Raw genomic sequence first — 21,025 nt, 5'->3', positions numbered from 1 at the left:
ATATTTTCAGTTTAAGAAAACAGAAATTTAATTCGTACAAACCAAAGCATTGCATATAGTTTTTTACTACGCTTTCCATTCTTTGAATAGATTTTACGGCAATATTTCTTTATATCTTTTTTGATTAATTGAACTTGTGATTTATCTAATTGAGAGTTTTCTTTAATATATATACAAGAGTTATTGATGACTGTATAAGGAAATAAATAAGTCTCAAGAATCTCAATAAGTGACTGAGGATCTTTTGTAATGAAATCTTGAGATTTATTATGTATCCAGTCTTTCATACGATTGAATACTTCCAGCTCTTTTGCCGTTTTTAATTCATAATCTTTATATTTAGAAGAAAGATTTCCTTCTGATAAGATTCTGTAATATGTTAAGTATTCATCGACATAACATACATTTGTCACACTCATAAGTTTAAATAAAAACTCCAAGTCTTCGCCCCAACTACATCCTGGTGTAAAACGAATGTTATGATCTATTACGATAGATCTTTTGAAAATCCAAGTACTTGTTTGAGCAACAACTTGATGTGTTAGGAATGCTTTTGTCATATCACCTTTAATAAAGTTTGTTGTATGTTCAACCTTCTCGCCTGTTTCTTCGTAGAAATTCATATAACCACAATAGCACGCGTCCATTTCGTTTTTATGCATACTTTCGACTTGCTTCTCAATTTTAGTTGGATGCCATAAGTCATCGCTATCAAGGAAAGCGACATATTCTCCGCTAGCATTTTCCATACCTGTATTACGGGCTACTGAAACGCCTTGGTTTTTTTGATGAACGTATTTTACTTGCCCTGGGTATTTTTCAGCAAGATTTTTTACGATAGAAGGTGACTGATCTTTACTCCCATCATCTACAATTACAATTTCGATATTTTTATATGTTTGATCTAATATTGACTGCATCGTTTCTTCAATATATTTTTCCGTGTTATACAGAGGTATGACAACAGAAACAAGTTGTTTTTGTTCCATCATAGAATTTTTATCTCCTCAAGTTTTTTATGTCTTGCACCATATATACAAGCCTTTTGAAAGGAAGAAGATTACAAGAACATCTGTATAATTTTAACGCATATAAACTTTGTAAATCAACTTTCTATTAAAAAGGTGGTGGCTTATGGTTAATTCTCGTATTTCAAACGGCTTTAATATGTTTATTGCATATAAATTCTTATTTATACTATTTTTACTTAGTTAGTAAGTAGGATATATTTATCGTAACGATTGTGAAGGGGAATAAATTATTATTGAGAATAAAAAACCTCTTAATTTTTGAAATAAATTAAGAGGTTTTTTATATTGGTTTTGAACTATTAGGTTAATCTTTGTCTGGCTCAGTTGCATGTAATTTTTGCTTTAGTAACGCATAATCTTGCGTTAATGTTACAAGTTGATGATGTTGTTTAGAAATTTTTCTTGTTAGATCAAAAATTAAGATGAAACAGAATAATAATCCAAATAAAAATAAAATGGAAGGGGGATATTCTACTTTTAATAGTTTTCCAATCCAGTTTATAATTTTATCGGTAGAACTTAAAATAGCCATTGCAATACAAACAAAAATCCACAAAACAGCATATTTCGTTTCTAAAGTTCCGCGACGAATAGAATTAATAATTAATAATAATAATAATAAAATAAAGATGAATGAAAAGGTAATTATAGGCATTTATTATCAACCTTTCACGATTTTTTGCATCAATATAGCAAGACTTACCTTAATCATGTAATATGCAGATTTAAAAGGTGTGATAGAAGATTGTCCACCTTGTCGCTCTTGCATATTTACAGATATTTCATTAATGCGAAGTTTTTTCTTTTTTAAATGAATAAGAACTTCTGGTTCTGGATAATCTTTTGGATAATTGTGTGCAAAAATTTTAATTACTTCTCGATTGATAGCACGATATCCAGAAGTTGGATCCATAAATGTTTGTTTTGTTAGTACTTTCAATAGGGCAGTAAAATAAAAAATACCGATTCTTCTGGAAATACTACCTTTATATGCTGTTTTTTCTGTAAAACGTGACCCTAGTACCATATCGCATTCATCTTCAGCGATAGGCTTTATAATTTTATATAAATCATCTGGGTTATGTTGTCCATCAGCATCGAACTGAATCGCAATATCATATCCATTCTCATATGCGTATTTATATCCAGTTTGTACAGCTGAGCCAATACCTAGATTATACGGTAAATTCACAAGGTGAACAGGAAATTCTTTTACGATTTGAGCTGTTTTATCGTGTGATCCATCATTAATAACGCAAATGCTTAATCCAGTAAAATGCTGTTTTAGTTTTAATAATCTTGTTAATGTATCTGCAATTGCCTCTTCCTCGTTATACGCTGGAATAATAATTAACGTTTTTGGTATTGAAATTGGTACTTCAATAGTCATTACCGCACCATCCCTTATATACTTAATCATATTATGGTTATTTTTAAACGAACTTTCTTTAATATACCATTAACAGTATAACAAAATAAAGGAAAAGCTGGTGCATGATTTAAGAGGACAGATTGAGAATAAAAGGATAAGAGGGAATATTTTGCATAAAAAATACATGCAAGGAAGAAAGAACCTATGCATGTATATGGAAGAGTATCGTATTAAATATTCCAAGGTTTATTTAAAGTTAAAACCTCAGCCATTTCTTTACTTTTTAAACGTCCTTTTTTTCTATTTTCCGCGCGTTCTGAACCGGTTGTGTGTAACCAATGTTCTTCTTCAGTTTCAGGAAGTACTTGTGGTACGGACGAAGGTTTTCCATCTTTTATTGCCACAAATGTAATGAAGCAAGTGGCGGCAATTCTACGCTCGCCTGCTAATAAATTTTCTGCGATTACTTTTACGAAAACTTCCATTGAAGATTTCCCTGTATAACATACAAATGCTTCATAACAAACAGAATCAGCTTGGTGAATTGGAGTTAAAAAATCAACTGAATCAATAGATGCTGTTACGCAATGTTTACGACTATGTCTTGCAGCCGCAATTGAAGCAATACTATCAATTTCTGCTAATAATTTCCCTCCAAAAAGTGTTTGGTGATTATTTAAATCGTTAGGAAAAACACGTGTTGTTTTAATTGCTTTTGATTCTCGCATGAATTTCTTTTCCATATATTCAGCCCCTATAGTCTGTTTTCAATCAGAATAATATGTGTAAGTGGATTACTCATATTAGATATTTAATAAAGTAAAGCGTATTCCAAAAGAGGATTATTTAAACTTTTGTATTTGTATTCATGTAACTGAAAGAAAATTTATTTTATCTAAAATGTAGTGTAAAAGAGGATTCGCTTACATTGCAAGCAAAAAGTAATGACTATGTATTTGTCATAGAAATTCCCTATCAGCCGTGTACCCATTCATGATAGAATCGTTTTGTTATGAATGGAAATAGAGGTGCAATGGACATATGAATCATATACAAACAAATTTTTCATCTTTCTTCAATAAAATTACGATTGGTGCGATGCTTGCATTTTTTGTTTATAGTTGTTGGACAGCATTTGAGACAAGTAAGCAATTTTTTGGGGGAAGTACAACAAGTGTAACAATCATATTGGCAATTTTCGTCATACTCATTTTGTTAGTGGCATCAATTCTACAATATCGTTTTACAGACAAACAATTTCTTATTTTTCTTATAAGTATATCTATAGTTGTGAGACTTAGTATGCTGTTATTTGTAGATGCTCCAATAATTGGTGATATGAAAGTGATGTATGAGTCTGCAAAGGAGATTGCAATTGGTAATAATATAGGGACTGTAACTCATTTGCCTTTTCTTATATATGAGTCGGTAATTATTCGTATATTTGGTGATTCATTATTCGCTTTACAACTATTTAATGTGTTATTTTGCGCAGGAACTGCATTTTTTATTTATCGTATTGCGGCAATGGTTTTTGGAGAAGAATGCGGTCGTATTGCTTCCACATTTTATGCTCTGTATATTCCAAATATATTCATGAGTTCCGTATTAACTCCTGAGTCACTTGCAATATTTTTATTTTATTTTGCTTGCTACATACTTTTATATAAAGGATTAGATCATCCTTATATGTGGGTGTTTTCAGCGGTTTTATTTGCATGTAGTAATATGATTTTCCCAATGGGACTATTTCTTCCTATTTTTATCACGATATATGTATTATTAATTGAAGTGTTTCAATCAGCAACGAAACAAAAAGTGTTACTAAAGATGATAGGGATACTTATTCTATTTTATAGTGCTCATTTTAGTGTGAATTATGGAATTCAGACAATGGGACTGTCCCAATATACGATTTCGAATGAGACGTATGTTCAATCTGTCTTAATTGGAAAAGCGCAACGTGAGGAAAAAGTATCGAAAAATCAAAGTGTAACAGAGCATATTGATCAGAAGTTAAAAGAGATTGAGGGAGAAAGATTTAAACTTTTAGAACCGGTGATAAATCAGTTTTCAGATGAGGGGATAAATTCTACTCTTTTCAAATGTGAAAAACTGATATATATAGCGGTAACATTGTTTATGACTATAGCTCTATTACACTTTCTTATTAAGAAACAACAAAATGAGGGATATATGTTGTTCTTATTGTTAATTAGCGGATACGTATTGTTAAGACTTTTCCAAGTAGATATGACCTATTACAATCTTATTGTGCCAGCATTGTTTATTTTGCAAAGCTTTGGTGTTTATATGAGTTATGTGTATTGTCAAAAAATATTCTTTAGAAAATAAAAAGAATCCAATTTGGATTCTTTTTTTGATGGAAGATGAATACTAAGAGCTAGTAGAGATAAAGAATCTCTACTGACATAATCGCTCTATCGGTTCAGTTCTAGTTGTAAACTATCAGCTGTTAGAGCCATTTTTGAGGAATCATCTTGAATTCCTTTCATTACTTGTGAAATGGTTTCTAACTCATTTTCAATTTTTTTATTCTGTTCTTTTGAGTTAGACATGTCTTTTACGATTTCTTGGAAGTATTGATCCGTTGCAGACATACTATCAGTTCCTTCAGATACGAGAGAGCTAATTTGTTTCACGGAAGAAGAGACACGAACAATCTGTTCATTTGTTTTTTCAACGAGCTTTGTAACGTTAAATATAGATTCTTTCGTTTGCTCTGATAACTTTCTAATTTCTCCAGCTACAACAGAAAAGCCTTTGCCAAATTCCCCAGCACGCGCAGATTCAATTGCAGCGTTTAGTGCAAGTAAATTTGTTTGCTCGGCAATTGATTTTACAATATCTATAATTTCGTTAATTTTGTTGGAAATATCTAGAAGTTCATGTGTATCTGTAATAATCGTTTCCATGTTCGTTTGAATGTATTCCATTCGTTTATTTTGCTCATTTAATTGTTCTTTACCTTTATTTGCTTTTTCTTCTGATGTTGTAGCTAATGACGTACCTGTTTTAGCAATTTCTACAATCGTTTCAGATTTAGCGGTTAACTGCTGAATAGAAGCGCTTGTTTTTTCAGATACAGATGCTAGTTCTGTTGCAATGTGTGTAATGGTCATAGCTGTTATTTCTTTTTCTTTTTCAAGTTCTTTTTGCATTCTTTCATATTCAGATTCATAAGACGCAATAACGAGTTCTTGTTCAAGAGTAAGTAATTTGTTTATTACGTTTATAGAATAAGAAAAATCGTCAATTGTTGTAATTTTCGTTTTTAAAATCTTCATGATAGAGCGGAATAATTCTTGATAAGCGGCAGTATACCATTTTCTATGTAACCCAATTTGTACATGTCTTTTTGCAATTCTAACACGTTGTTCAATAAAGTCTTCATGCATATCTCCACTAAATAATTCTTTTATATGTGTTTTTAAAGTTTGCTTTAGTTTTGGAATAGAGCTATAACGTTCGATAATCGTAATTAAATTAGGCTGTTTTGTAATATTGGAATAGAATTTTTCAGTAATCCAATCAATTTCTTCATAAATAAAAGGCTGTAGTACCTTTACGATTTGTAAATCTTCTTTTGAAATATGTAGCATATCCATTTGAATTTTCAGTTCAGAATTAGTAGGAACGTTAAAAGTGATTTGTTGATTCTTACTTAATTCAAGTATACTTACGTTTGTTTTATTGTTATGTTTTTTAAAAACCCCAAGCATCGTTCTTCCCCCTGTTTATAAAGCGTTTTCATTTTTTGGTTCTAATATAATTATATATTTTTATATGCAATTACTCTATGTTAGTGTGTAGAATAGTATATAAATTAAGAGAATTCCATATAGAATTCTCTTAATGACCTTTATTAATTTTAGCATGTGTTTTAAAGAAAACTGGGAAATGTACATTATATATGACAGTGACAACACGAATAATGAATGTTACTAATAAACAAACATAGAAAGCCAATACGTGTGCCCCCATTGCATATGTGATTAGGAAACTAATTGCCCCTAAAATAGAAGCGATGGCGTAAATTTCTTTTCGGAAGACGTAGGGGATATCTTGAGCGCAAATGTCACGCAAAATACCGCCTCCAATACCTGTAATGACTCCCATTGAAACAACTAAAAATGAGGCGTCAACATGATGTGACATTGCCGCATTTGCACCAATAGCTGTAAAAACGCCTAAGCCAACAGCGTCAGAAAGCATAATAACAACTTGAAGTTTATTGATACGCTCAAAAAACATACAAGTAAATAATGCTGATAATACGCTTACGAAAAAGTAAATGGGTTTAACAAATGCGACGGGAGGCAGGTTACCGATCATAATATCACGAATAATACCGCCGCCGAGCGCAGTAGCTACAGCTAAACAAAGGACACCGAATAAATCTAAATCTTTTTTTAAACCAACTAATGTACCAGAAATGGCAGCGGCGATAATGCCAAGAAACGTAAATATATCGATTAATAACATGGCCTTAATCCCTTCCTCTTAAAGATGTTCCAGAGAAAAAATATACACTAAAGTATTGGAAATAACAATTACTTTTCGCTACATGTAGAAAAACGGATAAAATTCATAAAGAAAGCGTTTGAAAATGTTTGGAAAATAGCTATAAAGTAATTTGAAAAAGATATGAAAAGATTAATTTTACATTTTTTTGGTGTTACCTAGTTGGTAAAATGTTACAATGTTAGGTATGTTGTTTACATCTGTATAAAATGATAAAAAAATATGTATATACTGACAAAAATAAGGGGATGGTTGTTAGATAGTTTTTGTAAAAATAGGGAGTATAGCGAAAGGACAGTAATTTCTATTACTGATTAATACTTGTCCTGGCTAGTTTTAGCTGGAAAAATAGTTCTCGATTTGAATATGAGTTATGTTATAATTGCTAGGTATGTTTGAATGATAAAAAATTATGATTAAAAGATAATGTTAAGATTTTGTATGGAGGTCTTGGAATGTTAGCAAATCAAGCTAGGGTTAGATTTGAGCGGTTTTTGCTCTTTTTTATTATTTTACAGCCTGTTTTAGATTTATTAACGTCTCTTAGCATCACTTTATTAAAGTCAAGTGCTACCGTTGGAATTTTAGTAAGATTCCTTATTATGGCTGTTGGTGGTATTTATATTTTAATTCAGGCAAAAGAGAAGGAAAATAGAAAGTTTTTAATTTATCTTATATTATTAGCCGGAGTTTTAGGGGTAGGATTTATTAATAACAAACTAGTTAAGAATCCTATTGTACTTGGTGAAGAAGTTAAATTCGTTGCGAAAGCATTATATATATATATCATGCTGGGGTCATACATTTTAGCTTTAAAATCATTGAAAAAGAAAGTTAATATTAGTGATAAGGTTCGAAATAGTATTGTATATTCTACATTAATCATTAACGCAATTATGGTTATTTCTATTTCAACATCTACTGACTTTGGTAGTTATGAATGGATGAAGGTAGGTTCTCGAGGTTGGTTCTATGCAGGGAATGAACTAGGTTCAATCTTAGCTATTATTTTCCCTATTGTGGTACTATATTCTATTCAAAAAACAAAGAGCTGGAAACACGTTTTATATTGGATTCCATCGCTTTTAATGATTTACTCATTAATTCAGGTCGGTACGAAAGTAGGAATGGGCTCAATTGGTGCTACGTTAGCGGCAGCAATCGGGATCATTGTACTACAATTATTATTTGATAGAAAAAATCCGAACAAAAAATCCCTTGCGCTTAATGCAGTAATTGCTATTGTCCTATTAGCTGGTGTAGTTGGAACGTTTAAACAAACGCCATTAGCACAAAATATGGGCATTCACAATAACTATTTATCAGAGCAAAATGTGGCACAGCAAGGTCAAAAAGAAAAAGAAATTAAAGAGAAGCTGAAAAAAGAGCAAGAACTTAAAGCAAAAGAAGAAAAACATCATAAAGTTGAAAAGCCAGAAGAAAAGGCAAAGATAGAAGAGGAAGTTAAGAAAGAGCTTGAGAAAGAGCAAAAGAAAGAAAATCAAGAAAATCTTATTTTCAGCGGACGTCAAGTATATGAAGAAAGACATAAGCAGTTCTTTAAAGAAGCGCCAACGTCACAAAAGTTATTAGGAATGGGTTATGCAGGTAATTTTAAATATAATGAACAAAAGCAGCCAGATCCAAAGCTAATTGAAATGGACTTCCATGATTGGTTTTATGACTTTGGGATTATTGGTTTTGCATTACTAATGATTCCATTTATTTATTACGGCTTAAGAATCCTACTAGTATTTATTACAAGGTTTAAAGAGATATTTAATATAAAATATGGAATGATTGCAGCAAGCTTATTGTTAGCATTAGGTATTGCTTATATTGCAGGACATATTTTAACAGCACCAGGAGTTGGGATCTACTTTGTAGTGGTGTTAGCTTATCTAATTGTAGACTTAGAAATTGAATGATTAAAATAAAAGCTAACTTTTGTTAGCTTTTATTTTTTAGTACAGTAAAATAAAGATAGATGGAAATGTGGCGAGGATTTAAAGGAGGAAAAAATATGAGGATATTGCATATGAATGCAGGAGCAGAAGATGGGGGAGGGAAAACACATATTATTTCACTTCTCGATCAGTTTCCAACTGGTGAAGTAGAATTAGCGGTATTTGAAGATGGAATTGTTGCGAAAGAAGCAAGAGAGTTAGGGATAAAAGTCCATGTGTTTTCACAAAAATCCCGCTATGATTTATCTATTTTAAAGAATATAAGCGAATTCATTAATAATGAAAAATTTGATATAGTTCATACGCATGGTCCTAGGGCTAATTTCTATGTTTCTTTAATGAAAAAGAGAATAACGGCAAAATGGGTAACGACTATTCATAGTGATCCATTTGAAGACTTTACTAAACAAGGCTTAAAAGGTTGGATTTTTACGAAATTGAATTTGAAAGCCTTAAAAAATATAGATTTATTTTTTGTTGTAACAAATAGATTAAAGAAAAGTTTAGCTGCTTTAGGTATTTCTAATGAAAAGATGCATGTTATTTATAATGGAATTGAATACGATAAGGAAAAAGCAGAAGGCTATAATAAAAAAGAAATGTTCAATATTGATGAAGATGTATTTACGGCAATCCAAGTAGCACGATTGCATCCTGTGAAAGGACATGAAGTTCTATTTGATGCGTTACAACGAACAAAATTAGAGAAAATTAAAGTATTGTTAGTTGGCGATGGCCCGTTAGAAGAAAATCTAAAGTCATTGGCTACTGAAAAAGGGATTAATAATAAAGTTGAGTTTTTAGGGCATCGTCAAGATGTAAAACAATTATTTGCGTCGTCACATGTGAATTTATTAACCTCCCATAGTGAAGGGTTCCCACTAGTTTTATTAGAAGCGGCAAATCAACGCGTACCATCAATTGTGACTAGGGCTGGAGAGATTGAACCATTAATTGTAGATGAAACGTATGGATGGATTGTGCCAACAGATGATGGAAGGGCATTAGCATTAGCTTTAGAAGAAGCGTATGATAAGTGGAAAACTGGAGAATTAGCAGCAATGGGGAAACATATTTATGAGCATGCTATTATGAACTTCTCACTTCAAAAACTATATGAAGATACAAAGGAAACATATAAGCAATTAATAGCGAAAAACTTGTAATGATAGAGAGGATAGTTAACTATGGCAGTACAAACAGTTGATATTCTAGGCGTTCCTTTTTCTACAATGACAATGGATGAAACGGTCCAATATTTAAAAGAACAACTAGAAGTGGAGCGAACACATACTTTTCAGGTAGTAACAGCAAATCCTGAAATTGTTATGTGTGCAAAAAAGGATGAAGCATTCCATCAAACATTATTAAATGCAGATTTAATTACACCTGATGGTATTGGAGTCGTAAAAGCAAGTGGTATGTTAGGTACACCTGTAAAGGAACGTGTAGCAGGTTTTGATTTAATGTGTAATTTACTTGCGGCGTTATCAGAAGACAATAAACCAGTATCAGTTTTCTTATTAGGTGCAAAACCGCATGTTGTACAAGCTGCAGCAGATCATTTAACGAAGACGTATTCAGCTGTATCTATTGTGGGTATACAAGATGGATATTTTAAACAAGAAGAAGAAGAGAATATTGTTTCTCGTATTCAAAAGGCAAAACCAGACTTATTGCTTGTTGCACTTGGTTTCCCGAGACAAGAGAACTTTATCCAAACGAATAAGCATCGTTTAGAAACGAAAATGGCCGTTGGAGTAGGCGGAAGTTTAGATGTATGGGCTGGAGAGGTAAAACGTGCACCAAAATGGATTCAAGCGATCCATTTAGAGTGGTTTTATAGATTGTGTAGCAATCCAACGCGTTGGCGTCGTCAGTTAGTATTAGCGGAATTTTTAAAAGAAGTCATGCGTTCAAAAAAGTAGCGTTCTATCGCTACTTTTTTATTTGTCCATTTTTAATAAAGTGCGTTTTTATTCATCTACTACCGATTGCGGACACTCACTAATCGGGTGTTTAATGGCCATGTTTTTTTATCTATCTCTCTTTGCTTCAGCTCAATTTTGAGGTGAGGGGTCTTACTGCCCTCAAATAGTCGGATAAGTATTTTACTTTTTGGGAATGATGAAGGAGAATTTTTTACACGAAAGTATTTTACTTATACAATTCACACATGTAAAATGATGTGTAAAGACAGCTGTGTAAGGAGGACTTCTTGTGGGCAAGGTGAAAGAAATTTCGAAGCGAAAGCTACTTGGTATAGCGGGGCTTGGATGGTTATTTGATGCAATGGATGTTGGAATGCTTTCATTTGTAATGGTAGCGCTGCAAAAAGATTGGGGATTAAGTACCCAAGAAATGGGCTGGATAGGCAGCATTAATTCAATTGGTATGGCGGTCGGGGCGCTCGTTTTTGGAATACTATCAGATAAAATAGGGCGGAAATCAGTCTTTATTATTACATTATTATTATTTTCTATCGGTAGTGGTTTAACGGCTTTAACGACGACACTTGCTATGTTCCTTGTTTTACGATTTTTAATTGGTATGGGGCTTGGTGGAGAACTTCCAGTTGCTTCTACATTAGTATCGGAGAGTGTTGAAGCACATGAACGTGGCAAAATAGTTGTGCTATTAGAAAGTTTTTGGGCAGGTGGATGGCTAATCGCAGCTCTTATCTCGTATTTTGTTATACCGAAATATGGTTGGGAAGTTGCGATGATATTGAGTGCGGTTCCGGCGCTATATGCTTTATATTTAAGATGGAATTTACCGGATTCTCCAAGATTCCAAAAGGTTGAAAAAAGGCCATCCGTTATCGAAAATATAAAGTCAGTTTGGTCTGGGGAATATCGTAAGGCAACAATTATGTTATGGATTTTATGGTTTTCTGTTGTCTTCTCCTATTATGGCATGTTCCTTTGGTTACCTAGTGTAATGGTATTAAAAGGATTTAGTTTAATAAAAAGTTTCCAATACGTACTTATTATGACGTTAGCTCAATTACCAGGTTATTTCACAGCTGCTTGGTTTATTGAACGTCTTGGTCGTAAGTTTGTTTTAGTTACGTATTTAATTGGTACAGCTTGCAGTGCTTACTTATTTGGAGTGGCAGAGTCATTAACGGTATTAATCGTAGCAGGCATGTTACTATCATTCTTTAATTTAGGTGCTTGGGGTGCATTATATGCTTATACACCTGAACAATACCCAACAGTTATTCGTGGTACAGGTGCAGGGATGGCGGCAGCATTCGGTCGTATTGGTGGTATTCTTGGACCGCTATTAGTAGGATATTTAGTTGCTTTACAGGCTTCACTATCACTAATATTTACGATTTTCTGTGGATCAATTTTAATAGGCGTATTTGCTGTAATTATACTTGGGCAAGAAACGAAACAACGAGAATTAGTATAAGGTAAAACTTTAATCGGTAAGTGATCTCAATTATTGGTCCGTACCAATTATGTTTTAGAGTAGTAAAACTAAGAGCCCATGTTTTCTCATTCAGTGGGTTTTACTGCCTACAAATAACGGAAAAAAGGGCAGGGGGAACCATGTTGGTTCCCTTTTTTCTGTTTTTTTAGATAAATAATGGTATAGTAAGAAAAAGGGAATGTTCCTTATAAAAGCGAATGTATACAACAGGACATACGGACAAAAGAATTAGGTGGTTGAAGAAATGAAAATTTTACTGATCATGGAAGATGCAGAAGAGCGAAGAAGTTTAGTTGAAAAATTTACTGAAAATATAAGGAATGTAGAATGTTTTGAAGCAAATACAGGAACAGAATCATTATTTATGATGAAGAAGCATACACCAGATTTTGTTTTTTTAAATTCAAAATTACTAGATGGAACGGGTTTTGAATATGCGAGTTTATTACGGGAAGTAAATTGTTATACGAAATTTATTTTTATGGGTGAAGATATAGAAGAGTCCATTACAGCATTTCGTTTTCAAGCGGTTTATTATTTACTACGCCCATTTCGCGAGGAAGATTTGCAATTCCTTTTATATAGAATGGCTAAAGAGCAAGGTGAGAAAGCAAAGAGCTATTTGCGTAAACTACCGATAGAAGGTCAAGAGGGGATTCGGTATATTTTCCCTGAAGATATTGTATATGTAAGCAAAAATAAGGAAAACAAAACAGTTTCAATTTATACAACAAATAATCAGTATATTTCAACATATACACTCCAGGAGCTAGAAAATAAGCTAAATGCATATGATTTTTTACGTGTGCATAAAAGTTATTTAATTAATATGTCATATGTACAAGAGTTAAAGCCTTACTATAATGGCACATATAATCTGTATTTAGATAAATATGATGAGCAACCGATTCCAGTAAGTCGTAATTATGTGAAACGACTTCGAAATAAAATTGAATTATAGCAGATAATGCGAATTTTTTAACATGATAAACTAAAAATCCTTCATGATAGGGAGGATTCAAGTTAAATATTCAGAAAATTTAGTACAATCCCACTAAGAAATAGTATTGGGGGGATTGTATGTGAGAACATTGAAGTCGATTTTACTTTGGGGAGTTATTGCAGCAGTAGGAGCCGGGGCTTTTGGTGTAATAGCTTTATCACAAGGTGAAACTATTAATGCTGTATGGCTCTTAGTAGCTGCGGTATGTGTGTATGCAGTTGCTTATCGCTTTTATAGTAGATTTATAGCGAGAAAGGTATTCGGTTTAGATAATAATCGACAAACGCCAGCTCATACATTAAATGATGGAAAAGATTATGTTCCGACAAATAAATGGGTATTATTTGGGCATCATTTTGCAGCAATCGCTGGGGCTGGTCCTTTAGTAGGACCAATTTTGGCGGCACAAATGGGATATTTGCCAGGGACAATATGGATTATTGTAGGGGTAGTTGTCGCCGGAGCTGTGCAAGATTTTGTCATTTTATTTGCTTCGATGAGACGTAATGGTAAATCTCTCGGTGAAATGATTAAAGATGAGATTGGTCCTGTTACAGGACTTATTGCAATGATTGGTATTTTAGGCATTATGATTATTTTATTAGCAGTATTAGCATTAGTAGTAGTAAAGGCGCTTGTCGGAAGCCCTTGGGGAATGTTTACGATAGCAGCAACGATTCCTATTGCTATTTTAATGGGAGTATATATGCGCTACATTAGGCCTGGACGGGTTGGTGAAGGGTCAGTAATTGGAATTATCCTACTTATACTGTCTCTTATTGGAGGGCAGTATGTAGCGGAAAATCCAGCGCTTGCAAGCATGTTCACGTTTAGCGGAGAAACAATTGCTATAATGCTTATTGTATATGGATTTATCGCATCGGCATTACCAGTTTGGATGCTTTTAGCACCACGTGATTATTTAAGTACATTTTTAAAAGTCGGAACAATTGTAGGATTAGCAATCGGTATTTTAATTGTAGCACCAGATTTACAAATGCCAGCAGTTTCAAAATTTATTGATGGAACTGGTCCTGTGTTCTCTGGAAACTTATTCCCGTTCTTATTTATTACTATTGCTTGTGGTGCAGTGTCTGGATTCCATGCTCTTGTTTCATCAGGTACGACGCCGAAGATGATTGAGCAAGAGGGACACGCACAGCCAATCGGTTATGGAGCAATGTTAATGGAGTCGTTTGTAGCAGCCATGGCGATGATTGCAGCTTGTGTATTAACACCGGGAACGTATTTTGCAATTAATAGTCCTGCAGCACTTATCGGTACAGATGTCTCGCAGGCAGCTCAAGTTATTTCCTCATGGGGATTTGCTATTACACCAAATGAACTAAAAGATCTCGCCGTAAACGTTGGAGAGCAAACGATTTTATCACGTACAGGTGGTGCGCCAACGTTAGCGATAGGTATGGCATATATTTTCTCACAAGTAATAGGTGGAACGGCCATGATGGCATTTTGGTATCATTTTGCGATTCTCTTTGAAGCACTATTCATTTTAACAACAATTGATGCTGGAACGCGTGTCGGCCGATTTATGATTCAAGATATTTTAGGGCATGTATATAAGCCATTTGGGAAAACGGATTCTACATTAGCGAATGTAATAGCTACAACGTTATGTGTATTAGGATGGGGTTATTTCTTATATCAAGGGGTAGTTGATCCGCTTGGTGGAATTAATACATTATGGCCACTTTTCGGTATTGCAAATCAAATGTTAGCAGGTATTGCATTATTACTTGGAACGACAATTTTGTTCAAAATGGGAAAAAAGGCATATGTTTGGGTGACGCTTATTCCAACTATCGGATTGCTTATTGTAACGATGACAGCGGGGTATCAAAAGCTATTTCATGAAAACCCAAAAATAGGATTTCTATCCCACGCAAAGGTGTTTCAAGGAGCGTTAGATGAAGGGAAAGTGTTAGCGCCAGCTAAAAATGTTGCCCAAATGAAGCAAATTATTTTCAATGATTATATTGATGCGGCACTTTGTGGAATTTTTATGATCGTTGTAATCGCTGTATTAATTTCTGCAATTCGAATTTGGATTCAAGTATTAAGAAATAAGCCGATGCCGCTAAAAGAGGCACCATATATCCCTAAAGATGAAAGTGAGTCGAGGAACTATGCTTAAAAGACTACGGCAAGTATGGGGACAAAGGAAACACTTTATTAGCTTACTTGTTGGGGTACCAAGCTATGAAACATATGTAGAGCATATGAAAAAGCATCATCCAGAAGAAGAAGTTGTATGTCAAAAACAATTTTTTGCAGAAGCGCAAGAAGCTAGATTTAATGCAAAGGGTGGAAAAATATCACGCTGTTGTTAATGAGAAGGACGAATTTGCGTCCTTTTTATTTTTTTGCTGTTTCACGTGGAACAGCAAAAAAATATATAAAAAACTTTGGGAATTATAGGCATTTCGTATACAATAAAATAAGGAAAGGGATAGATAGAAAAGTAGGGAGATTATTTTATGTTAAGGGACTTATTTGTAAATACAACAATTATTCTTTCCTTTATTTTTATTGGAGGTCAGCTTTTAAGAGATAAACCGTTAAAAGAAGAGTTCTCTTTTTGGCAGAAATGTGTAGTTGGTATTCTTACTGGAATATTAAGTGTACTGTTGATGTATTTTGGTGTACATATTGAAAATATTATGTTGGATCTACGTTATTTAGCAGTTATTTTGGCAATTATAATCGGAGGGCCGATAGCTAGTAGTATAACAGTTACGATTATTTTAATTACCCGATTATTTTTAACCGAGTACTCTTTAGCCTCTGAATTGGCTTGTTATACTATTGTATTGATAGGTATTGGGGTTACTTTCATTTGGCGGATGAAAGTTTCTATGTTTACAAGATGGACCTGGTTTAATGTATATAGTTTATTTATTTTAGCGGTGCCACTTTCTATGCTGTTTAAGGATATGTCTATAGTAGCATTATATTTAGTTTGTAGTAGTGTTGCAGCATATATCACATTTATAAGCGCGAATTATGTATTGCAATCCAATGAGTTATTTCAAAAGATGAAGCAATATGCAACGATAGATGCATTGACAGGGTTAGGAAACGTAAGGCAGTTTGATTTAGAAATGAATCATCATATTGGTAATAAGCGCATGAAAAATGATTCACTTTGTTTACTACTTATAGATATTGATCATTTTAAGTCTGTAAACGATACGTACGGGCATCCTGCAGGAGATGAAGTATTAAAACAAATAGGGCGTATTTTACGAGAAGTTTCAACGTTTCCAGATTTGGCTTTTCGAAAGGGTGGAGAGGAGTTCGCGCTTCTTATACCGCAGAAGGGATTAGCTTACGGAATGCGTATGGGGGAAAAAGTTCGCGCAGCTGTTGAAAAACATTCATTCCAATTGTTAGATGGAACAAAAATAAAAATTACAGTTTCAGTAGGGATTTCAGTATATGAACAATCACCAGAGCAATTTATTCAAGCTGCTGATGATGCATTATATTACTCCAAAAGAAATGGTAGAAATCAGGTTAGTTCTGCATCTTAAAGATAAGATGACCAGAAGAGCTTATAAATAAAAACACCCACAGAGAGGGAAAATACACACTCTGTGGGTGTTTTTATTTATAGGTTATACAAGCTCTTTTGATACAACGAATTTACGATATGCACCGTGATGTGTTGGGCCTACGTATTCGTTGATCTTGAATGAATAACGGATAGCAGCTGTGATAAATTCTTTAGCAGTTTTTACTGCTTCTTTCACAGGTTTTCCTTTTGCAAGTTCTGCTGTAATTGCAGCAGAATATGTGCAACCTGCGCCGTGTGTATTTGTCGTATCAATTTTTTCTGATTCTAGAATGTCGAATGTCTCTCCATCATATAGGACGTCGATTGCAGTTTCGGTACCAAGCTTGCTACCGCCTTTAATTAGGACGTATTTCGCACCTAAAGCGTGGATCTTTTTCGCTGCTTCTTTCATGTCTTCAAGAGAATTAATCTTTACGCCACTTAATTGGTAAGCTTCAAATAAGTTTGGTGTTACAACTAATGCCTTTGGAACAAGAACGTCACGTAAGCAATCATTCGTTTCAGGGTGTAATGCTTCATCAGCACCTTTACATACCATAACAGGGTCAACTACTACATTTTTGAAATTATGTTTTTCGATTGTTTCTGCAACCATTTCAATAATTTCTACCGATCCAAGCATACCTGTTTTTAAAGCATCTACGCCAACACCCTCAATTGTCGTTTCTAATTGTGGTTTTAATGTAGAAGCTGGGATTGGGAATACGTTATGGGCCCAACCGTTATGTGGATCCATCGTTACGATTGTCGTAAGTGATGTCATTCCGTATACACCAAGTTCTTGGAATGTTTTTAAATCTGCTTGTATACCAGCACCGCCACTTGTGTCAGAACCAGCGATAGTAAGTGCTTTATTTAATGTCATTATGAAAAGCCCCCTCAGGTGATATAATGAAAACTATGTTTTCACCATTATATCAATGTTATGAATAAGTACAAAGTGAAAAGTAGATGATTTATGTTAGGAACTATGTAAAATCTTGTATGTAGGAGACGAATTATGTTTCAAGAGAATCGTACAAATGAATTAGTTATATTAAAAGAAATTGCAGAAACGCTAAATACATCAAATGATACATACCATGTATTGCAAGCAGTGCTAGAAAAATTACTTAGTGTAACAGGTTTAACGACAGGATGGATATTTCTTGCGGATGAAAATGGTAGATATACAAAATTAATTGATTATCAATTACCAGAGGCACTTACATATGAAAACAAACGCCCGATGTGTGAAGGGGAATGTTGGTGTTTACGTGGCTTTGTGGAAGGAAAACTAGAGCGAGCTGTTAATATTATTGAATGTAAAAGAATTAATAATGCAATTGAATATAATTGGGGAGATACAGAAGGAATTCTTCATCATGCTACTGTTCCTTTAAAGGCTGGGGGAGAGAAATTTGGTTTGTTAAATGTGGCAAGCCCAGGTAAAACACATTTTTCAGAAGAAGAATTAGTATTGCTTCAATCAGTTGCCTTCCAAATTGGAACGGCTTTAAAACGAGCAAAGTTATATGAAAATGAAAAGCGAAGAGCGCATTATTATGTGAAATTAGAACGATTTATTCAAGTTTTAAGAACGATTCATCAATTTAATATATTACCTGAAAAAGTTGTAGATCAATTAGGTGAAGTGTTTCAGTGGAATCAAGTCGCGTTCTTTATTAGGGAAGAGAAAGAATTATCCTTGCGGGCATCTTATTGCCAGGAAGAATGGCAGGAGGATATAAAAGAAGCAGCGAAAGAAGCGTTAGAAAAAGGTGAACCTATTTTATTAAACGATCAAATCAGTCATAAGATTGCCTCTAATAGGACGGTTATCGCCACCCCAATACAGATTCAAACTCACATATTTGGTGTTTTATGTGTTAGTTCAAATAATGGTGAATTTGATGTAAATACGTTAGATGTACTTCAAGCAATAACAAATCATATTTCTTTCGTGATAGAAAATTTAAGGTTAAATGAGCAACGACGTGAACTCGTACGAATGGAAGAAAGAAATCGATTAGCAAGGGACTTACATGACTCTGTTTCACAAAAGTTATTTTCGTTAACCTTTATGACCAAAGGCGCTGAGGCGGTTTTAAAAGGTCAAAACGAAAAAGTGGATCGATCTTTGCATGACATGCGTGAACTAGCACAAGGAGCTTTAAAAGAAATGAGGACGTTAATTTGGCAATTACGTCCAGCGGGTTTGGAGAAAGGATTATTACCAGCTTTAAAGCAATATGGTGAAAGTTTGGGATTGAAAATTCGAGAACAAGTTACAGGTGTCCGTGATTTGCCACGCGTAGTAGAGGAAGCGCTATGGAGAATTGGACAAGAAGCTTTAAATAATGTAAGTAAGCATGCAAATGTTAGAGAAGCGACGATTTATTTCAAAGTGACGGAGAAGAATGTATCATTAGAAATAGTCGATCAAGGAACCGGCTTCGTAGAAAAGGATATAAAAGAGAAGAAATCACTTGGCATGACTACGATGCGAGAAAGAGTAGAATTAGTCGGTGGAACAATTAAAATTGTAAGTGATAAGAAAAGGACAAGTGTAAAAGTAAACGTACCATTATGATGTGAAAATGAGGGAAGTTTGTGAAAATAAAAGTATTGTTAGTTGATGATCATACAGTCGTTTTAAAAGGATTAGCATTTTTCTTAAGTACACAGGAAGATATAGAGTTAGTTGGAGAAGCAAGTAATGGGAAAGAGGCACTAATGAAAGTAGGGGAGACGAATCCTGATGTTGTACTAATGGATTTATATATGCCCGAAATGGATGGTGTTGAGGCGACAGCGTGTATTAAAAAAGAATATCCGGATGTGAAAGTAATTGTATTAACTAGCTTTTCTGATCAGGCGCATGTGTTACCAGCATTAAGGGCTGGAGCAAGCGGGTATATTTTAAAAGATGTAGAACCGGATCAGCTTGTTGAGGCTATTCGAAGTGCATATAAAGGTAATATTCAATTACATCCTGATATAGCAAATGCTCTTCTCTCTCAAACATTACCTGTAGAAGAAAAGGAAGAAGAGCCTTCTATTCAAGTGGATGTGTTAACAGCGAGAGAAAATGAAGTATTGCAGCTATTAGCGAAAGGGATGAGTAATAAAGAAATCGCTTCTGTTTTAGTTATTACAGAAAAAACAGTAAAAGCTCATGTAAGTAGTATTTTGAGTAAGTTGCATTTATCTGATCGCACGCAAGCGGCATTATATGCAGTAAAAAATGGAATTGTATAAGACGAAAGTCGTAAGACCTAGTTCGCCTTTAGAAGGTGGACTTTTTTTATGGAAAAATACGTCTATGTGAGGACGAAATTGTCTTGATATAAAGATAAAATATGTTTGTAAGCAACAAAACAACAATTACAAGGGATACCTTTTTTGAAAGCATATAACAACAGAAGAGTTAGTACTAGGAGGAAAACATAATGACAAAAGTTTTATTCGTAAAAGCAAACAACCGTCCAGCGGAACAAGCAGTTAGTGTAAAATTATATGAAGCGTTTTTAGCAAGTTACAAAGAAGCGCATCCAAACGATACAGTAGTAGAACTTGATTTATATAAAGAAGAATTACCATATGTAGGCGTAGATATGATTAATGGTACATTCAAAGCTGGTAAAGGGTTTGATTTAACTGAAGAGGAAGCAAAAGCAGTAGCAGTTGCTGATAAGTATTTAAATCAATTCCTAGAAGCTGATAAAGTCGTTTTCGGTTTCCCATTATGGAACTTAACGATTCCAGCAGTATTACACACATATATTGATTATTTAAACCGAGCTGGTAAAACATTTAAATATACGCCAGAAGGTCCAGTTGGTCTAATTGGAGATAAGAAGATTGCATTATTAAACGCGCGCGGCGGTGTATATTCTGAAGGTCCAGCAGCAGAAGTAGAAATGGCTGTTAAATATGTAGCAAGCATGATGGGCTTCTTCGGCGCAACAAACATGGAAACAGTAGTTATTGAAGGACATAACCAATTCCCAGATAAAGCAGAAGAAATCATTACAGCTGGTCTTGAAGAAGCAGCTAAAGTAGCAAGCAAATTTTAATTAAAAATAA

Annotated in this window: 19 protein-coding genes and 1 pseudogene; 12 read left to right on the top strand and 8 right to left on the bottom strand. The window is 33.9% G+C overall.

Going from position 1 to position 21,025, the window contains the following annotated elements; all coding sequences use genetic code 11:
* Nucleotides 1–11: 11 nt before the first annotated feature.
* From ACTFSI_RS11955 to ACTFSI_RS11940, 4 genes are all read right to left on the bottom strand, one after another.
* Entirely contained in the window at nt 12–992 is a 981-nt protein-coding gene (locus ACTFSI_RS11955) for a glycosyltransferase family 2 protein (protein WP_000970533.1), read from the bottom strand.
* Nucleotides 993–1,335: 343 nt separating this feature from the next.
* Complete coding sequence (locus ACTFSI_RS11950) at nt 1,336–1,686, bottom strand: DUF2304 domain-containing protein (protein WP_001121772.1); 351 nt, start codon at nt 1,684–1,686, stop codon at nt 1,336–1,338.
* Nucleotides 1,687–1,692: 6 nt separating this feature from the next.
* Complete coding sequence (locus ACTFSI_RS11945) at nt 1,693–2,421, bottom strand: glycosyltransferase family 2 protein (protein WP_000151537.1); 729 nt, start codon at nt 2,419–2,421, stop codon at nt 1,693–1,695.
* A 212-nt stretch (nt 2,422–2,633) separates the two neighbouring features.
* A complete protein-coding gene (locus ACTFSI_RS11940) occupies nt 2,634–3,146 on the bottom strand; it encodes an acyl-CoA thioesterase (RefSeq protein WP_000412121.1) in 513 nt (170 codons plus the stop codon).
* Between the two features lie 298 nt (nt 3,147–3,444).
* Here ACTFSI_RS11940 and ACTFSI_RS11935 point away from each other — a divergent pair, with 298 nt between their 5' ends.
* Nucleotides 3,445–4,758, top strand: coding sequence for an ArnT family glycosyltransferase (locus ACTFSI_RS11935; RefSeq protein ID WP_001015643.1), 1,314 nt, complete (start codon nt 3,445–3,447; stop codon nt 4,756–4,758).
* 86 nt (nt 4,759–4,844) lie between these two features.
* Here the strand turns inward: ACTFSI_RS11935 and ACTFSI_RS11930 are convergent, their stop codons facing one another.
* The 3 genes and pseudogenes from ACTFSI_RS11930 to ACTFSI_RS11920 all read right to left on the bottom strand — a co-directional run bounded on the left by ACTFSI_RS11930 (nt 4,845) and on the right by ACTFSI_RS11920 (nt 6,909).
* Nucleotides 4,845–5,651 (bottom strand): methyl-accepting chemotaxis protein, encoded by an 807-nt coding sequence (locus tag ACTFSI_RS11930; protein WP_369805093.1) that lies wholly within the window; start codon nt 5,649–5,651, stop codon nt 4,845–4,847.
* Nucleotides 5,649–6,026: pseudogene (locus ACTFSI_RS11925) on the bottom strand (protoglobin family protein); the annotation flags it as partial. The gene ACTFSI_RS11930 and the pseudogene ACTFSI_RS11925, both read right to left, overlap by 3 nt.
* A 250-nt stretch (nt 6,027–6,276) precedes the next feature.
* Nucleotides 6,277–6,909: a trimeric intracellular cation channel family protein gene (locus ACTFSI_RS11920; RefSeq protein ID WP_000924376.1), complete on the bottom strand. Its 633-nt coding sequence runs from the start codon at nt 6,907–6,909 to the stop codon at nt 6,277–6,279.
* 494 nt (nt 6,910–7,403) lie between these two features.
* On the opposite strand from ACTFSI_RS11920, the gene ACTFSI_RS11915 reads away from it, so the two are divergent.
* The 8 genes from ACTFSI_RS11915 (at nt 7,404) to ACTFSI_RS11880 (ending at nt 16,913) form a co-directional block, all read left to right on the top strand.
* Complete coding sequence (locus ACTFSI_RS11915) at nt 7,404–8,876, top strand: O-antigen ligase family protein (RefSeq protein WP_000880770.1); 1,473 nt, start codon at nt 7,404–7,406, stop codon at nt 8,874–8,876.
* Between the two features lie 95 nt (nt 8,877–8,971).
* The gene (locus tag ACTFSI_RS11910) at nt 8,972–10,081 is read left to right on the top strand and encodes a glycosyltransferase family 4 protein (protein WP_001221233.1); all 1,110 of its coding nucleotides are present in this window, start codon (nt 8,972–8,974) and stop codon (nt 10,079–10,081) included.
* A gap of 21 nt (nt 10,082–10,102) precedes the next feature.
* Nucleotides 10,103–10,843 carry a WecB/TagA/CpsF family glycosyltransferase gene (locus ACTFSI_RS11905; protein WP_000290759.1) on the top strand — a complete coding sequence of 247 codons (741 nt, stop codon included), beginning with the start codon at nt 10,103–10,105 and terminating at the stop codon, nt 10,841–10,843.
* 292 nt (nt 10,844–11,135) lie between these two features.
* Nucleotides 11,136–12,335 carry an MFS transporter gene (locus ACTFSI_RS11900; protein WP_000521096.1) on the top strand — a complete coding sequence of 400 codons (1,200 nt, stop codon included), beginning with the start codon at nt 11,136–11,138 and terminating at the stop codon, nt 12,333–12,335.
* A gap of 265 nt (nt 12,336–12,600) precedes the next feature.
* A complete protein-coding gene (locus ACTFSI_RS11895; protein WP_000698252.1) occupies nt 12,601–13,317 on the top strand; it encodes a LytR/AlgR family response regulator transcription factor in 717 nt (238 codons plus the stop codon).
* A gap of 121 nt (nt 13,318–13,438) precedes the next feature.
* Nucleotides 13,439–15,514: a carbon starvation protein CstA gene (gene cstA / locus ACTFSI_RS11890; RefSeq protein WP_044791881.1), complete on the top strand. Its 2,076-nt coding sequence runs from the start codon at nt 13,439–13,441 to the stop codon at nt 15,512–15,514.
* Complete coding sequence (locus ACTFSI_RS11885; RefSeq protein ID WP_000919824.1) at nt 15,507–15,710, top strand: YbdD/YjiX family protein; 204 nt, start codon at nt 15,507–15,509, stop codon at nt 15,708–15,710. The genes cstA and ACTFSI_RS11885 overlap by 8 nt, the downstream gene beginning before the upstream one ends.
* 147 nt (nt 15,711–15,857) lie before the next feature.
* Nucleotides 15,858–16,913, top strand: a complete 1,056-nt coding sequence (locus tag ACTFSI_RS11880; protein WP_000942896.1) for a GGDEF domain-containing protein — start codon at nt 15,858–15,860, stop codon at nt 16,911–16,913.
* A gap of 84 nt (nt 16,914–16,997) precedes the next feature.
* Here ACTFSI_RS11880 and pdxK read toward each other — a convergent pair whose 3' ends face one another.
* Complete coding sequence (gene pdxK / locus ACTFSI_RS11875) at nt 16,998–17,822, bottom strand: pyridoxine/pyridoxal/pyridoxamine kinase (protein ID WP_000174249.1); 825 nt, start codon at nt 17,820–17,822, stop codon at nt 16,998–17,000.
* Between the two features lie 135 nt (nt 17,823–17,957).
* On the opposite strand from pdxK, the gene ACTFSI_RS11870 reads away from it, so the two are divergent.
* The 3 genes from ACTFSI_RS11870 (at nt 17,958) to ACTFSI_RS11860 (ending at nt 21,015) form a co-directional block, all read left to right on the top strand.
* The gene (locus tag ACTFSI_RS11870) at nt 17,958–19,529 is read left to right on the top strand and encodes a GAF domain-containing sensor histidine kinase (RefSeq protein WP_000485103.1); all 1,572 of its coding nucleotides are present in this window, start codon (nt 17,958–17,960) and stop codon (nt 19,527–19,529) included.
* Between the two features lie 20 nt (nt 19,530–19,549).
* Nucleotides 19,550–20,197: a response regulator gene (locus ACTFSI_RS11865; RefSeq protein WP_000695783.1), complete on the top strand. Its 648-nt coding sequence runs from the start codon at nt 19,550–19,552 to the stop codon at nt 20,195–20,197.
* Between the two features lie 191 nt (nt 20,198–20,388).
* Nucleotides 20,389–21,015, top strand: coding sequence for an FMN-dependent NADH-azoreductase (locus ACTFSI_RS11860; protein ID WP_000170050.1), 627 nt, complete (start codon nt 20,389–20,391; stop codon nt 21,013–21,015).
* Nucleotides 21,016–21,025: the final 10 nt, after the last annotated feature.

The organism is Bacillus cereus group sp. MYBK101-2 (assembly GCF_051918845.1).
Lineage (GTDB): Bacteria > Bacillota > Bacilli > Bacillales > Bacillaceae_G > Bacillus_A > Bacillus_A paranthracis.
This window is presented reverse-complemented; position numbering and strand designations above follow the sequence as displayed.